General features: G+C 69.9%; 12 protein-coding genes. 6 read left to right on the top strand and 6 right to left on the bottom strand.

Going from position 1 to position 15,327, the window contains the following annotated elements; genetic code table 11:
* Positions 1-41 precede the first annotated feature (41 nt).
* The 4 genes from IEY89_RS27140 to IEY89_RS27125 all read right to left on the bottom strand — a co-directional run bounded on the left by IEY89_RS27140 (position 42) and on the right by IEY89_RS27125 (position 4,039).
* Entirely contained in the window at positions 42-770 is a 729-nt protein-coding gene (locus tag IEY89_RS27140) for a hypothetical protein (RefSeq protein ID WP_189150133.1), read from the bottom strand.
* 34 nt (positions 771-804) lie between these two features.
* A complete protein-coding gene (locus tag IEY89_RS27135) occupies positions 805-1,632 on the bottom strand; it encodes an ABC transporter permease (RefSeq protein ID WP_189150132.1) in 828 nt (275 codons plus the stop codon).
* Positions 1,633-1,726: 94 nt separating this feature from the next.
* A complete protein-coding gene (locus tag IEY89_RS27130) occupies positions 1,727-2,698 on the bottom strand; it encodes an ABC transporter ATP-binding protein (protein WP_189150256.1) in 972 nt (323 codons plus the stop codon).
* A 120-nt stretch (positions 2,699-2,818) separates the two neighbouring features.
* The gene (locus tag IEY89_RS27125) at positions 2,819-4,039 is read right to left on the bottom strand and encodes an NYN domain-containing protein (protein ID WP_189150131.1); all 1,221 of its coding nucleotides are present in this window, start codon (positions 4,037-4,039) and stop codon (positions 2,819-2,821) included.
* A 248-nt stretch (positions 4,040-4,287) separates the two neighbouring features.
* Between IEY89_RS27125 and IEY89_RS27120 the strand changes: the two genes are divergently transcribed.
* Positions 4,288-4,461 (top strand): hypothetical protein, encoded by a 174-nt coding sequence (locus IEY89_RS27120; protein ID WP_189150130.1) that lies wholly within the window; start codon positions 4,288-4,290, stop codon positions 4,459-4,461.
* A gap of 103 nt (positions 4,462-4,564) precedes the next feature.
* Here the strand turns inward: IEY89_RS27120 and dnaE are convergent, their stop codons facing one another.
* Positions 4,565-8,104: a DNA polymerase III subunit alpha gene (gene dnaE / locus IEY89_RS27115; protein ID WP_189150129.1), complete on the bottom strand. Its 3,540-nt coding sequence runs from the start codon at positions 8,102-8,104 to the stop codon at positions 4,565-4,567.
* 236 nt (positions 8,105-8,340) lie between these two features.
* Between dnaE and IEY89_RS27110 the strand changes: the two genes are divergently transcribed.
* The 4 genes from IEY89_RS27110 (at position 8,341) to IEY89_RS27095 (ending at position 13,224) form a co-directional block, all read left to right on the top strand.
* A complete protein-coding gene (locus IEY89_RS27110; protein ID WP_189150128.1) occupies positions 8,341-9,690 on the top strand; it encodes a DUF2252 domain-containing protein in 1,350 nt (449 codons plus the stop codon).
* Between the two features lie 83 nt (positions 9,691-9,773).
* Positions 9,774-10,466 carry a hypothetical protein gene (locus tag IEY89_RS27105; protein ID WP_189150127.1) on the top strand — a complete coding sequence of 231 codons (693 nt, stop codon included), beginning with the start codon at positions 9,774-9,776 and terminating at the stop codon, positions 10,464-10,466.
* A gap of 99 nt (positions 10,467-10,565) precedes the next feature.
* Complete coding sequence (locus IEY89_RS27100; protein ID WP_189150126.1) at positions 10,566-11,414, top strand: thioredoxin domain-containing protein; 849 nt, start codon at positions 10,566-10,568, stop codon at positions 11,412-11,414.
* 136 nt (positions 11,415-11,550) lie between these two features.
* Entirely contained in the window at positions 11,551-13,224 is a 1,674-nt protein-coding gene (locus IEY89_RS27095) for an alkaline phosphatase D family protein (protein ID WP_189150125.1), read from the top strand.
* A gap of 41 nt (positions 13,225-13,265) precedes the next feature.
* Here IEY89_RS27095 and IEY89_RS27090 read toward each other — a convergent pair whose 3' ends face one another.
* Positions 13,266-13,835, bottom strand: a complete 570-nt coding sequence (locus tag IEY89_RS27090; RefSeq protein WP_189150124.1) for a dienelactone hydrolase family protein — start codon at positions 13,833-13,835, stop codon at positions 13,266-13,268.
* Positions 13,836-13,961: 126 nt separating this feature from the next.
* On the opposite strand from IEY89_RS27090, the gene IEY89_RS27085 reads away from it, so the two are divergent.
* A complete protein-coding gene (locus IEY89_RS27085) occupies positions 13,962-15,077 on the top strand; it encodes a mechanosensitive ion channel family protein (RefSeq protein ID WP_189150123.1) in 1,116 nt (371 codons plus the stop codon).
* The last annotated feature ends 250 nt before the right edge of the window (positions 15,078-15,327 follow it).

The following is a 15,327-nucleotide window of genomic DNA, read 5'->3' as shown; positions in this document are numbered from 1 at the left end:
GATGGGACGGGTAGGGGCGGCGGGGGCGAAGAAACCGCGGGTCAGGCCGGAGGCACCTGCTCGTAACCCCCCACCTCCGGGTCCCGGGGCCCGAACAACCCCGTCAGCCCCAGATGCACCACCAGCGCCGCCACGGACCACACCAGCAACGCCCCCTTGGCCCCCAGCTTCAACGGCGCCGAGAACTCGACCCCCTTACCCACATCCTTCGCGTGGGCGATCACATCCTGGGCGGGCCCGAGCCACACCCCCAGCCGCCACGCCAGCACCGACCCGAGCAGCCCCCCGACCGTCAGCGCCACCACAAGCGGCACACCCCCGCGCCGCCGCACCAGAAACGCGCCCAGCGCACTCAGCGCCCCCAGGGCCAGCGCCAGCAGAGTGAACGTTCCGTCGACCCCGATCGCCTGCTCGCCCTCGCTGTCCCTGACGTAGACGACCCACCTGTCGGCGACGATGTCACCGATCAGCGGCACATTCGGCGCCAGCCACCACCACAGCAGCCCGAGCAGCACCCCACCGAGCGCCACGGCCACCGTGACGACGGCGGCCTCCCGCAGTTCGGTCTTCATCCCGGGGCCGTCCTGTCCGTACGCCGCTCCGAACCCGCTTCCCCCGGACGCCTCCGGCCAGGCCTGCCAGGAGCGGCCGTCCGGGGCCTGCTGGAGCGAGGGCTGCTGCTGCAGGGGCTGCTGGGGCCGCGAGGCCTCTTCACGTTCACGCGAGGGCTCTTGATGCGGCGGCGGAGGCGGAGTCAGCGGTGCGGTCACTCTGACATCGTGCCAGGCCCGTCTGTGCGGCGCGTCACCGGACGGCCGCCCGACGGTACGCCCAGGTCGCGACGGCCAGCGAGACCACCCCGACCCCCGCGCACACGGCGAGGTCACCGAACACGAAAGCCCAGTCGGGGTCGGGCCCGAAAGTCCGGGCGAAGGCCTCCACGCCGTACGTCGAAGGCAGCAGATCCCGCGCGAACCGCACGACTCCCGGCATCCGGTCCGCCGGCAGCACCCCCAGCAGCAGCGCCGCCGACATGCCCAACTGCCCGAGCAGCGTGGCGAGTTCCGGCCGCGGCGCGAGCAGCCCGAACGCGGCGCCGAGCCCGGCGAGCGCGGCCCCCGCGAGCGGGATCACCAGGGCGAGCACCCACAGGTGCGTCAGCGGCAGCCCGTACAGCAGGCACCCGAACACCGCCGTCACGACGGTCCCCGGCACGGTGAAGGAGGCGTACGCCCCAGCCGCCCCCAGCACCACGGCCGCGGGCGGCACCGGCAGTGTCGCGTAGTGGTCGAGCCCCCCGCTGGCCCGCAGCTGTCCGAAGTACTGGGCGAGCAGATTCAGTGCGACGAAGGCCACGACCAGCACCGAAGCCCCGGCCACCACGGCCCGGGCCTCTCCGCCCCCCTCCACGACCCCCCGCATCAGGATCATGATCCCGACGGACTGGAAGGTCGCCACGAACAGCAGCGGAATCCGCGCGACCCGGGCCCGGGACAACTGCGCGCGGTACACGGCGACGAGCGCCGGCCACAGCCGCGCACGCGGCCCGAGCTCGGCCGTCGCGCGGCGCGCGGGCGTCTCCTCCATGGCCAGGGCGCTGCCCGGCAGCACCTCGGCTGGTACGACACTCACGTCGAGCTGCTCCTCTTCGTCCCGGTCACGACAGCCGCCCTCTCCCCCACCAGCGTCCGCACACCTACCCGTACGGATCCAGGGCCCCCCGCGCTCACGCCTTCACCAGCCCCTGCACATTCCCCCCGAGCGCCAGGTACACGTCCTCCAGGCTCGGCGTGGCCAGCGTGAAGTCGTCCAGCGCCGTGAAGGCGGCCCCGCCGGTGACGGTGGCGACGGCCGCGCGGGCCTCCTCGGGGGCCAGCCGCAACGTCCATCTGCGCCCCGACTCGACGGCCCGGTCCCGCAGCGCGGCGACCTCGGGGACATGCAGCGGTGCCGCCTCCCGCCAGACCAGATCGACCCGGACCTCGCCCGCCACCTGCTCCTTCAGCCCGGCGGGCGTGTCACAGGCGATCACCCGCCCCCGGTCCAGGACGGCGACCCGGTCGAGAACCGTCTCGGCCTCGATCACGTTGTGCGTCACCAGCAGGACCGTCGTACCTCGCTCGGCGCGCCGCCGGTCGACCGCCGACCACACCGCTCGCCGCGCCACCGGATCCATCCCGGTCGTCGGCTCGTCGAGGACGAGCAGCGGGCGTTCCCCGACGAGTGCGGTGGCGAAGCAGGCGAGCCGCCGTTGCCCGCCGGACAGCTTGCGGATGGGCCGGGCGGCCAGTGCGGTGAGCCCGAGCTCCTCCAGGACCGCGTCCCGTTCCGCCCGCGCTTGCCGTACCTCCAGGCCGCGCAGTCGCGCGGTGGTCTCCACGGCGAGTGAGACGGTCAGTTCGTCGAGGGCGCTGGACTCCTGGCCGAGGTAGGCGAGGATGCGTGCGGCCCGCTCGGGGTGGCGCACGACGTCGTGTCCCAGGATCTCGACGCTGCCCCGGTCGGGGCGCATCAGGCCGGTGATCTGCCGGACCAGGGTCGACTTGCCCGCGCCGTTCGGCCCGAGCAGGCCGAAGATCTCGCCGCGCCGGACGTCCAGGTCCACGGCGTCCGTGGCCTGGACCTCGGGTGTTCCGGGGGCGCCGCGTCGGCCGCGTACCGCCCGGTACGTCTTGGTGAGATCGCGCACCGCGCACACGACGTCGTCACCGTGTCGGGCTTCGTGTGCCGTGCGGGTACTCACGAAGGACGAGAGTACGGGGTGCCCGACTCCGCCTGAAATCCAACCCCCGCCCCGCTCTTCCCCCGCGGGGGAGGCTCACTCCCCGGCGGGCGCGTGTTCCGCGGTCGTACGGACGTCGATCTCGCGCCAGAAACCGGCCCTGATCGCGTACCGGTCGTGCTCGTCGATCTGGTCGTCCTTGTGGGCGAGCAGGCCGAAGCGTGCGGCGTAGCGCAGCAGTTCGCCGTCGATGCGGTGCGGGATCCGGGGGTACATCGTGGACAGTTTCTGCACCTGGGCGGGTTCCGGGAGGCGCTCCATCCAGCGGCGTGAGAACACCTGTCCGACCTCGTACGGATCACCGCCGACCGTGGTGATGTCCTCCTCGCGGTCCGCCCAGCGCTGCTCGGCCGAGGTGAGCTGGGCGAGCGTCGGCATGGAGGCGATCTCGGGGGGCTCGGCGACCACGCCCGGCCGGTCGACCCAGCCCTTGTCGGAGGACCAGCGCAGGGTCGCGTTGGCGGGATGCGGGGCGGGCTGGGCACCGGGGGCCCGCAACGCGGCCAGGTCCTTGGGGGTCGGCACGCCCTTCGCGGCGGGTACGCGCTCCTGCTCGCCGTTCTGCTCGGCGGGCGCCGCGGAGTGCTCCTGCTGCTCGTCGGCGGCCCGCTCGGGCGACCGCGCGTGCGCCGACTCGGGCAGCGGTGCGGACAGGATCGCGGCGATCTCGGGGCGGGGCACGGGCTGCGGCGCGCAGACCCCGCCGAGTTCCTTGGCCCGTACGGCCTTGGTGATCCACGCACGGTCGAGGACGCGCCGCTCGTCGGCCTCGGCGACCAGGTCCTCGGACTGGTTGTAGTCGCCGTCGGCGGCCTGCACGGCCCACAGGTGTACGGCGACTCCGTGCTCCTTGGCAGCCATCATTCCCGGCAGCAGATCGCCGTCGCCGGTGACCAGGACGATGTCGGAGCAGGCGCGGTTGCGGGCCAGCTCGGTCAGCTCGGCGTGCATGGCGGCGTCGACGCCCTTCTGGGCCCACCGTCCGTCGCTGCGGGTCAGGGCACCGAGCCGGACGGTGACACGGGGCATCACGCGGAGTCTGCGGTGCTCGGGCTGGGGCACCCGGTCGGGGGCGCCGTCGAACCAGTAGATGCGCAGCAGGGGCCGTTCGGTGTCCGATTCGGCGCGTTCTCGCAGGCCCTGGATGAGGGCGGGGTGGTCGACGGTGATGCGGGACCGTGAGGGCTCTCCGGCGAGAAGACTCGCGGCGGCCCCCAGCAGATACCCGGCGTCCACCAGGACGATGCAGCGGTCCACGCGATCCACCCTCTTTCCGGGAGGTTTGCTTCGGGCTTGCTTCGAGTCTGCCCGACCGTGCGGGGGTTAACGGCCCGAACTCGATCATCGGCGTGGCGTTCCCCGCGTCGGCCCGGGGCCCACCGCACGACTCGACCCTATTACGCATGGCATTACGCACGGTGATTCTCCGACATGCGCGCTGTGCCGGGCCATGTGAATCTGATTCCGGATTTGGCCCCTAGATCCCCCTCAGGAGGAAGATCACCATGGCCAAGAACAAGAAGCAGAGTCGCCCGCACGAACAGGCGTCGCAGGCCGAGCGCGGTACCGAGCAGGCGAAGTCCTCCTCGATGGAGACGCAGGCCGAGCAGCACGCCACCCAGGTGACTCCCGGTGATATGGCACGCAAGGGCAGGCAGAAGCGCTTCGGCCACAACTGAGCCACTACCGAGTACGACAGACATCTGAACAACGGGCTGTTGAAGCCCTGACACAGTGAGGGGCGCACCCGGAACCGGGTGCGCCCCTCACTCATCTCCGTGGTCAGCCTGCCAGGCAGGACGGTCCGAGGAGCACCTTCAGGTCGCCGAAGAGCGCCGGGTCAGGCTTCACCCGGTGCCGGTCGAGCCGCAGCACGGTGGTCTTGCTCGGTCCCTGGAGTCTGATGCGGACCTCGCTCTCCCCCTTGTGGTGGCTGAGGATCTCGCCGAGCCTGCTGATCATCGGCGGGGTGACCTTCAGCGCCGGGATGGTGAGGATCACGGGCGCGTTGGTGCCCGCGTTCGACAGGTCGGGGACCTGGAGTTCCATCGCGACCAGCCGGGGCACGTCCTCGCGCTTGTCGAGGCGTCCCTTGACGAAGACGACGGCGTCCTCGACGAGTTGGGTCGACACCAGCTGGTAGGTCGCCGGGAAGAACATGCACTCGATGGAACCGGCGAGGTCCTCGACGGTGGCGATGGCCCAGGCGTTGCCCTGCTTGGTCATCTTGCGCTGGAGGCCGGAGATGATGCCACCGATGGTGACGACCGCGCCGTCCGCGTGTTCACCTCCGGTGAGCTGGGAGATGCCGGCGTCGGCCTTGTCGGAGAGGACGTGCTCCAGACCGAAGAGCGGGTGGTCGGAGACGTACAGGCCGAGCATCTCCCGCTCCTGGGCGAGCAGATAGGCCTTGTCCCACTCGTCGGTGGTGAACTCGACGTCGAGGCCGAACCCGGGCTCGCTGGTCTCCGCCTCGCCCATCCCGCCGAAAAGGTCGAACTGCCCCTCGGCCTCTTTCCTCTTCACCGCGACCACGTTGTCGATCATCGGCTCGAAGTGCGCGGTGAGGCCCTTGCGGGTGTGCCCCATGCTGTCGAACGCGCCGGCCTTGATCAGCGACTCCGTGGTCCGCTTGTTGCAGACGACGGCCTCGACCTTGTCGAGGTAGTCGGGGAAGGAGGCGTACTTCCCCTTGGCGTTGCGGGACTTGATGATCGACTCGACGACGTTCGTACCGACGTTGCGCACCGCGGAGAGGCCGAAGAGGATCACGTCGTCGCCCTGCGCGGCGAAGTTGGACATCGACTCGTTGACGTTGGGCGGGAGCACCTTGATGCCCATGCGCCGGCACTCGTTCAGATAGATCGCGGACTTGTCCTTGTCGTCCTTGACCGAGGTGAGCAGACCCGCCATGTACTCGGCCGGGTAGTTGGCCTTCAGATAGGCGGTCCAGTACGAGACCAGTCCGTACGCGGCCGAGTGGGCCTTGTTGAAGGCGTATCCGGCGAAGGGGACCAGGACGTCCCACAGGGCCTTGATCGCCTCGTCGCTGTAGCCGTTCTTCTTGGCGCCGGCCTGGAAGATGGTGAAGTTCTTGGCCAGTTCGTCGGGCTTCTTCTTGCCCATCACGCGGCGCAGGATGTCGGCCTCGCCGAGGGAGTACCCGGCGATGATCTGGGCGGCCTTCTGCACCTGCTCCTGGTAGACGATCAGACCGTAGGTGACCGCGAGGACCTCCTGGAGAGGCTCCTCCAGTTCCTTGTGGATCGGGGTGATCTCCTGGAGCTTGTTCTTGCGCAGCGCGTAGTTGGTGTGCGAGTCCATGCCCATCGGGCCGGGACGGTAGAGCGCCGAGACGGCGGAGATGTCCTCGAAGTTGTCGGGCTTCATCAGGCGCAGCAGCGAGCGCATGGGGCCACCGTCGAACTGGAACACCCCGAGGGTGTCGCCGCGCTGGAGCAGTTCGAACGTCGCCGGATCGTCCAGCGGCAGGGCCAGCAGGTCCAGGTCGACGCCCTTGTTGGCCTTCACCATCTTGACGGCGTCGTCCATGATGGTCAGGTTGCGCAGGCCCAGGAAGTCCATCTTGAGCAGGCCGAGCGACTCGCACTGCGGGTAGTCCCACTGCGTGATGGTCACACCGTCGGTGTGGCGCACCCAGATCGGGGCGTGGTCGACGATGGGCTCGCTGGACATGATGACGCCGGCCGCGTGCACACCCATCTGCCGGACCAGTCCCTCGACGCCCTTGGCGGTGTCGATGACCTTCTTCACGTCGGGCTCGTTCTCGTACATCGCCCGGATCTCGCCGGCCTCGCTGTAACGCGGGTGCGAGGGGTCGGTGATGCCGTTGAGGTCGATGCCCTTGCCGAGGACGTCGGCGGGCATCGCCTTGGTCAGCCGGTCGCCCATCGCGTACGGGTAACCCAGCACGCGCGCGGAGTCCTTGATGGCGTTCTTCGCCTTGATCTTGCCGTACGTGCCGATCATGGCGACCTTGTCGGCGCCGTACTTCTCGGTCACGTACCGGATCACCTCGACGCGCCGACGTTCGTCGAAGTCGATGTCGACGTCGGGCATGGAGACGCGCTCGGGGTTGAGGAACCGCTCGAAGATCAGCCCGTGCGGGATCGGGTCGAGGTCGGTGATGCCCATGGCGTACGCGACGATCGAACCGGCCGCCGAGCCACGGCCCGGGCCGACCGCGATGCCCTGCTTCTTCGCCCACATGATGAAGTCGGCGACGACGAGGAAGTAGCCCGGGAACCCCATCTGGATGATGACGTCCATCTCGTACTCGGCCTGCTTCTGGCGGTCGTCCGGGACGTCGCCGTTGAAGCGGCGGTTCATGCCGCGCCGGACCTCCTCCTGGAACCAGGTGATCTCGGTGAAGCCGTCCGGGATCTCGAACTTCGGCATGAGGTTCTTCGCCTCGAACATGCCGGCGGTGTCGATCTGTTCGGCCACCAGGAGGGTGTTGGCGCAACCCTCCTGCCAGGCGTCCGACTGGTCGATGGCGTACATCTCGTCCGTGGACTTCAGGTAGTAGCCGGTGCCGTCGAAGCGGAAGCGGTCGGGGTCGGAGAGGTTCTTGCCGGTCTGGATGCACAGCAGCGCGTCGTGCGCGACCGACTCGTGCGCGTACGTGTAGTGCGAGTCGTTCGTCACCAGGGGCGGGATGCCGAGCTTCTTGCCGATCTCCAGGAGGCCGTCACGGACCCGGCTTTCGATCTCGATGCCGTGGTCCATCAGCTCCAGGAAGTAGCGGTCCTTGCCGAAGATGTCCTGGTACTCGGAGGCCGCCTTGAGCGCTTCCTCCTTCTGGCCGAGGCGCAGTCGGGTCTGGAGCTCGCCGGACGGGCAGCCGGTGGAGGCGATGAGCCCCTCGGACCACTGGGAGATGGTCTCCTTGTCCATGCGCGGCCACTTCTGCAGCCAGCCCTCCGCATACGCGTCCGAGGACAGCCGGAAGAGGTTGTGCAGGCCCGTCGCGTTGGCCGCCCAGATCGTCTTGTGGGTGTAACCGCCGGAACCGGACACGTCGTCGCGCTTCTGGTGCGGCTGACCCCACTGGATCTTCCGCTTGTTGCGCCGCGACTCGGGCGCCACATACGCCTCGATGCCGATGATCGGCGTGACGCCGGCCTTCTTGGCGGTGTGGAAGAAGTCGTACGCGCCATGGAGGTTGCCGTGGTCGGACATGGCGATATGGGTCATGCCCATCTCGTTGCACGCGTCGAACATGTCCTTGAGCCGCGCGGCACCGTCCAGCAGCGAGTACTGGGTGTGGACGTGCAGGTGCGTGAACGGCGGCTTTGACACGACGTGGCCTCCATGGAAAACACTCGGCGACAGGCTGCGGGCAGTCTGGGGGACAGCGACGAAGTCTATGCCTCGGCACTGACAGCCGGAGGGGTCTCCCCCGTACCGTCGTGGGTGGGTCGTGGGCACTCCGGCGTACCTTCGGACGTTGGAGGGACGACGGAGTCATCCGTCTCCCCGGTCGGCCCGTTCGGGCCCATTCGTCTTGCACCACCCGCACCAGGAGGCACCCAGCGATGTCGGTTCCGCAGCTCAGCGCCGAGCACCGCGGCGAGGAGATCCTCACCGTCTTCGACACCGCGTTCGGCGAGCTCCTGGCCGCCGACCCGGCCGCGTTCCGTGTGAAGTTCCGCAAGATGGCGGCCTCCGCGTTCGCGTTCTACCGGGGTACGGCGTGCCTCTTCTACCACGACCTGGAGGCGGAGAGCGCCGGGCGGGACGGTGGGAAAATACTGAGCGGACCCTACCTGGACGACCGCACCGCGCGCGTGTGGATCCACGGCGACCTGCACGCGGAGAACTTCGGCACGTACATGGACTCCCAGGGCCGGCTGATCTTCAACGTCAACGACTTCGACGAGGCGTACGTCGGCCCCTTCACCTGGGACCTCAAGCGCCTCGCCGCCTCCCTGGCCCTCATCGGGTACGCGAAGGCGTTCTCCGACGAGCAGATCACCGGGCTCGTGCGGACGTACGCGAACGCCTACCGCGAGCGCATCCGTGCCCTCGCGACCGGCGCGAAGAGCGACGAGGTACCGCCGTTCACCCTGGACACCGCCCAGGGCCCGCTGCTGGACGCCCTGCGCGACGCGCGCTCGCTGACCCGGTTCGGCCTGCTCGACTCGATGACGGAGATCCGCGACTTCGAACGCCGCTTCGCGCCGGGCGGCGGTTCCATCGAGCTGGACGCGGCCACCCGCTACAAGGTGCTGGCCGCCTTCGACGGCTACCTGGAGACACTGCCCGAGTCGTCCCTGGACCGCCCGGACTCGTACAGGGTGAAGGACGTCGTCGGCCGTCGCGGCATCGGCATCGGCTCGGCCGGGCTGCCCTCGTACAACATCCTTCTGGAGGGCGCCACGGACGCCCTGGAGAACGATGTGGTGATCTACATCAAGCAGGCCCAGACCCCGGCCGTCTCCCGGCACATCACCGACCCGGCGATCCGCGGCTACTTCCAGCACGAGGGCCACCGCACGGTGATCTCGCAGCGCGCCCTCCAGGACCACGCCGACCCGTGGCTCGGATGGACCGAGCTGGACGGCCGCGGTCAGCTGGTCGCCGAGGTCTCGCCGTACGCCGTGGACCTGGACTGGGGCGACATCGACGACCCGGAGGAGATCGCCGCCGTCGTCGCCGACCTGGGCCGGGCGACGGCCACGATGCACGCGGCGGCGGACGACCAGTCGGGCGAGTCCCTGGTGCCCTTCTCCACGGAGCGGGCCATCGACGCGGTGATCGCGGCCGACGAGGCGGGCTTCGCGGACGTCCTGGTGGACTTCGCCCACGAGTACGGCGCACGCGCGCGCGGCGACCACCAGGTCTTCGTGGACCTGTTCCGCAACGGCCGGATCCCGGGCCTGTAGACAACCCTTTCGGACAGTTGCACGGGCTCACAGGGACCTTTTAGGGGGCTCTTACGGGAGTCCGTGGCACACTCTCCTCCGCTATGGACATATCCGGAACCCACCTCAGAGCCGTACGCGCGGCACTGTTCACGGCGCTCGTCGTGACGCTCAGCAGCGCGTCGCACGTGCTGCTGTCCCGGGTTCCGCTGCCGATGGGGACGGTGGCCGTGATCGCCGCCGCCGTCTTCGTCGTCGCGTACGCGCTGGCCGGCCGTGAGCGGGGCTTCGCCCGGATCGCGGCCCTGCTGATCCCGTTGGAGCTGGCCGCCGACACGGTCTTCACCACCGGCCAGACGGTGTGTTACGGCCGGGCGGGCGGCCCGGTCGCCGGCCCGCTGCGTTCGGTCGGCTTCGACGTGCTGTGCGCCGGCGACGGCGTGGGCACCCCGCTGGCCCGGGTGGCGGGCACCGACACCGACCGGGTGGCGGCGCTGCTCGCCCACGCGGGCCCCCAGACCGCCTGGCTGCTGCTGGCCGCACATGTCGGCGTGGGGCTGCTGGCCGCCGCCTGGCTGCGCCGGGGCGAGCGGGCTCTGGCCCAGCTGCTGGGCGCGCTCGCCACCGCCGCCTTCCGCCCGCTGCTGCTGGCCGCCGCCGTGACGGTCCGGTCCGCCCCGGCGGTGCGCCGTCTGCCGCGACCGGCTCGGCGTGTGGCCGCCCTCCGCACGCGTCTGCTCGTGCACTCCCTGGGACGACGAGGGCCGCCGCGCCCGAGCCCGCTCGCCTGCGCCTGAGCGACAACCCGCCCGCGCAGCACCGAGCACCGGCAGGTCCCTCAGTTCACCTCCGTGCACGCCGCCCACGCGTGCGCGTTCCCCAGGGAGATCACCAGCATGAGCAAGCGGAACAGCCAGGCGTCCAAGAGCGCGGCCCGTGAACGTCTGCGCGAGGAGCGCGAGCGCCAGGCCAAGCGCGACAAGGTCAAGCGGCAGGTCATCGTGGCCGGCGCCGTCGTCGGCGTCCTCGCGATAGCCGGCGGTATCGGCTACGCGGTCGTGCAGAACAACAAGCCGGGCTACTGGGACACGGCGAAGGACGCGAAGGTCGTCGCGCCGGCCAACACCACGGGCACGAACGGCACGACGGTGGTCCTCGGCAAGAGCACCGCCAAGAAGACCCTCAAGCTGTACGAGGACCCGCGCTGCCCGATCTGCGCCACATTCGAGGAGACGGTCGGCCCGACCCTCAAGCAGGACTACGACGCGGGCAAGTTCAAGATCCAGTACATCGGCGGCACCTTCCTCGACGGCGACACCGACGACAACGGGAAGATCCGGATCGGTTCTCGCGGCGAGGGCTCCAAGAACGCGATGAGCGCCATGGGTGCCGCGCTGAACGTGAGCCCGGAGGCGTTCCTGGAGTACAAGACCGCGCTCTACTCGGCGAAGTACCACCCCGAGGAGACGGACGACCAGTTCAAGAGCGACGACTACCTGATCGAGGTGGCGAACTCGGTCGGCGCGCTCAAGAACAACACGAAGTTCCAGAACGCCGTCAAGAACGGCACGTACGACGCCTGGGCGCTGGCGATGTCCCAGACGTTCAGCACCAACAAGGACGGCGTGAACGGCACTCCGAGCCTGGTGATGGACGGCAAGAAGCTCACGGCCCCGAACAGCGAGAACGCGCCCATGACGGCCGCCGAGTTCACCACGGCGATCGAGGCCGCGCTGAAGGCCTGAGCAGCGGATTCCGGGGCGTTCAAAGCACTTGTCGTACGGTCCGCCGCTCAGCCCCGGTGGACGATCAGCCGAAGAGCGGGCGAACTTTTGCCGTTCGCCCGCTCCACAGGCCTACTGATCAGTAATCTCAGCGCCCGTGACGAGTCGAAGCTCCTCCTCCGAGTCCACGGGCGCCCGGGTCAACTCCCCCGCCCCACGCCGCCGTACGGTCGTCAAGGCCGCCGCGGCCACCGCCGTACTGGCCGGCCCGCTGGCCGCCGCTCTGCCCGCCCGTGCCGCTGCCGAGGTCCCCGCCTTCCTGCACGGCGTCGCCTCCGGCGATCCGCTGCCGGACGGCGTCCTGCTGTGGACACGCGTGACGCCCACCGCCGAGGCGATACCCGGCTCCGGGCTCGGCCCGGACACCGAGGTGAGCTGGATCGTCGCCCGCGACAAGGCGTTCACGAACGTCGTCTCCAAGGGCTCGACCACCGCGACGGCCTCCTCCGACCACACGGTCAAGGCGGACATCCGTGGCCTGGCGCCCGCCACGGACTACTGGTTCCGCTTCTCGGCCGGCGGCACGGACTCCCCCGCCGCCCGCACCCGCACCGCGCCCGCAGCGGACGCGACGGTGACGGGCCTGCGCTTCGGCGTGGTCTCGTGCGCCAACTGGGAGGCCGGCTACTTCTCCTCGTACCGCCACCTCGCGGCCCGCGGCGACCTGGACGCCTGGCTGCACCTCGGCGACTACATCTACGAGTACGGCACCGGCGAGTACGGCACCCGCGACACCGTCGTACGCCCGCACTCCCCCGCGCACGAGATCCTCACGCTCGCCGACTACCGCGTACGGCACGGGCGTTACAAGACGGACACCGACCTCCAGGCTCTCCACGCCGCAGCCCCCGTCATCGCGATCTGGGACGACCACGAGATCGCCAACGACGCCTGGTCGGGCGGCGCCGAAAACCACACCGAGGGCACGGAGGGCACCTGGTCGAGCCGGCAGTCGGCCGCGAAGCGGGCCTACTTCGAGTGGATGCCGGTCCGCCCGGCGATCGCGGGCACCACCTACCGGCGCCTGCGCTTCGGCAAGCTCGCCGACCTCTCCCTCCTCGATCTGCGCTCCTTCCGCTCGCAGCAGGTGTCCACGGGCAGCGGGACGGTCGACGACCCGGCGCGTACGATCACCGGCCGGGCCCAACTGGACTGGCTGAAGGCCGGGTTGAAGGCCTCCGACACCACCTGGCGGCTGGTCGGGAACTCGGTGATGATCTCGCCGTTCGTCATCGGCTCCCTCACCGCCGACCTGCTGAAGCCGCTCGCCGAACTGCTCGGCCTGCCCAAGGAGGGCCTCGCCCTCAACACCGACCAGTGGGACGGCTACACGGACGACCGCCGTGAACTCCTCGCCCACCTCCGCTCCCACGCGATCCGCAACACCGTATTCCTGACCGGCGACATCCACATGGCCTGGGCCAACGACGTCCCCGTGGACGCCGGCACCTACCCGCTGTCTCCCTCGGCCGCCACGGAGTTCGTTGTCACGTCGGTCACCTCCGACAACCTCGACGACATCCTCAAGGTCCCCGAGGGCACCGTCACCGCGCTCGCCGCGCCGATCATCCGCGCGGCCAACCGGCACGTCCACTGGGTCGACACCGACCGCCACGGCTACGGCGTCCTGGACATCACCGCCGACCGCGCGCAGATGGACTACTACGTGCTGTCCGACCGCACGAAGGCGAACGCCACCTCGACCTGGTGGCGCTCCTACCGCACGCTCAGCGGCACCCAGAAGATGGAACGGACGTACGACCCGGTGTAGACCGCGGGAGACCCGTCACGGCCGGTCCTGAAGAGCCGGCCCTACAGGCTGTCGAGGAAGCCGAGCGCCACCCGCCAGGTGGCCTCGGCCGCCTCCTCGTCGTAGTCCGGCAGGCCGGGGTCGGTGTAGAGGTGACCGGCTCCGGCGTACCGGTAGATCTCCACGTCGGCGCCCGCCCTGCCCATCTGGAGATACCAGGAGCCCAGCCAGTCGTCGGTCTCGAACGCGTCCGGCTCGGCCACGTGCAGCTGGACCGGCAGCTCGTCCACCGAGGCGGTCTCGGCGATGTCCGACGTGCCGTGCAGCAGCAACAGCCCGCGCGCCTTGTCGTCGCCGAGCGCGAGCGTCTGCGCGGTCGCGGCACCGAACGAGAACCCCGCGTACACCAGACCCCGCCCGGAGTAGGGTGCGGCGGCCAGGATCGCCCGCCTGAGCAGTTCGTCCTTGCCCATGGTGTCCTTGAAGGCCATGCCCTCCTCGACGGTCTCGAAGGTGTGCCCGTCGAAGAGGTCGGGGGTCCACACCTCGTGTCCGGCCGCCCGCAGCCGGTCCGCCGCGGCGCGCACGGCGGGGCGAAGCCCGTAGGCCGAGTGAAAGAGCATGACGTTCATGAGGACATCGTGCCAGCCACCACTGACAGCACCCCACGGAGATCAACCCCGGAGACATCGGCATGTGTGCCAGCACACCCGGGGTCACATGTTCATGACCGCCCTTCTCCGGTTACGTTCTCCCGCATGGAGAACGTACTGCGCCCGCTGATCGTCCTCGGTGGCTCGGTCGTGCTCACGCTGCTCATCGGCTGGGCCACGGACCGCTTGCTGCGCAAGGCGGACGAACGGCGGACCGAGACACCGCTGTGGGGACTGCTGCGCCGGGGCCGTGTGCCCTACCAGCTCGTCCTCTGCGCGGCGCTGCTCAGAGCGTCCTACAAGCAGGCCGACCTGCTCAGGGAGCACCAGGTCGCCGTCGGCCGGGGCCTGACGCTGGTGCTGATCGGCTCGACGGCCTGGCTGATCGTCCGTATCGCGGCGGCGATCGTGGACACCTCGTTCACCCGTTACGCCCGCGTCCACCGCGACCCGGCCCGGGTCCGCCGGGTCCGCACCCAGGTGTCGCTGATCACGCGGGTGGTCGCGGCGATCGTGGGCGTCGTGGCGGTGGCGGCGATGCTGTTGACGTTCCCGGCGATGCGTGCGGCCGGCGCCTCGCTGCTGGCGTCGGCCGGAATTCTGGGCATCGTCGCAGGTGTGGCGGCCCAGTCGACGCTGAGCAACATGTTCGCGGGGTTCCAGATCGCTTTCGGCGACATGGTGCGCCTGGGCGACACGGTCGTGGTGGACGGCGAGTGGGGCACGGTCGACGAGATCACGCTGACGTTCCTGAGCGTGCGCACCTGGGACGAGCGCCGCATCACGATGCCGGTGTCCTACTTCACCTCGAAGCCCTTCGAGAACTGGTCGCGGGGCGGGGCCCAGATGACCGGCATCATCTACTGGCACCTGGACCACAGCGCGCCCATGGAGGCGATGCGCGAGAAACTCCGTGACCTCCTGCGCGAGTGCCCGGCCTGGGACGGCCGCGCCTGCGACCTGTGCGTCACGGATGCCACGCCGAGCACCATGGAGGTACGCGCCCTGGTGACGGCGAAGGACGCGGACGACGTCTGGAAGGTCCGGGTGCACGTCCGCGAGGGCATGATCCGCTGGCTGGCCGAGCAGCACCCGTACGCCCTCCCCCGGGTCAACACGGCGGACGCGTCCCTGCCCCCGGGCACCGAAGCGGCCCGCCGCTTCCAGGACGGAGCCCCACGCAGGGCCCACGAAACGCCAAGGGCAGCCGGCCGGGGCTGAATACCGTCCCCGGACGGAAAGCCGCCAACGTTGCGCACCCCCACAGGCGACCGATTGGCCGCCCGGTGCCCCACGACGGCTCGGCTGCCAATGAGGAATTGCGAATGATCGCCGAGTAGGGAATCGACAGCGAGGTCGTCCGTCGGGAGGCACGCACCACACCGCGCGGAGGCACCACATGGCCATGACCTGGGCCGGCATCGACGCAGGCAAGACGCACCACCACTGCGTCGCGATCGACGAGAGCGGC

The organism is Streptomyces lacrimifluminis, assembly GCF_014646095.1.
Classification (GTDB): Bacteria; Actinomycetota; Actinomycetes; order Streptomycetales; family Streptomycetaceae; genus Streptomyces; species Streptomyces lacrimifluminis.
This window is presented reverse-complemented; position numbering and strand designations above follow the sequence as displayed.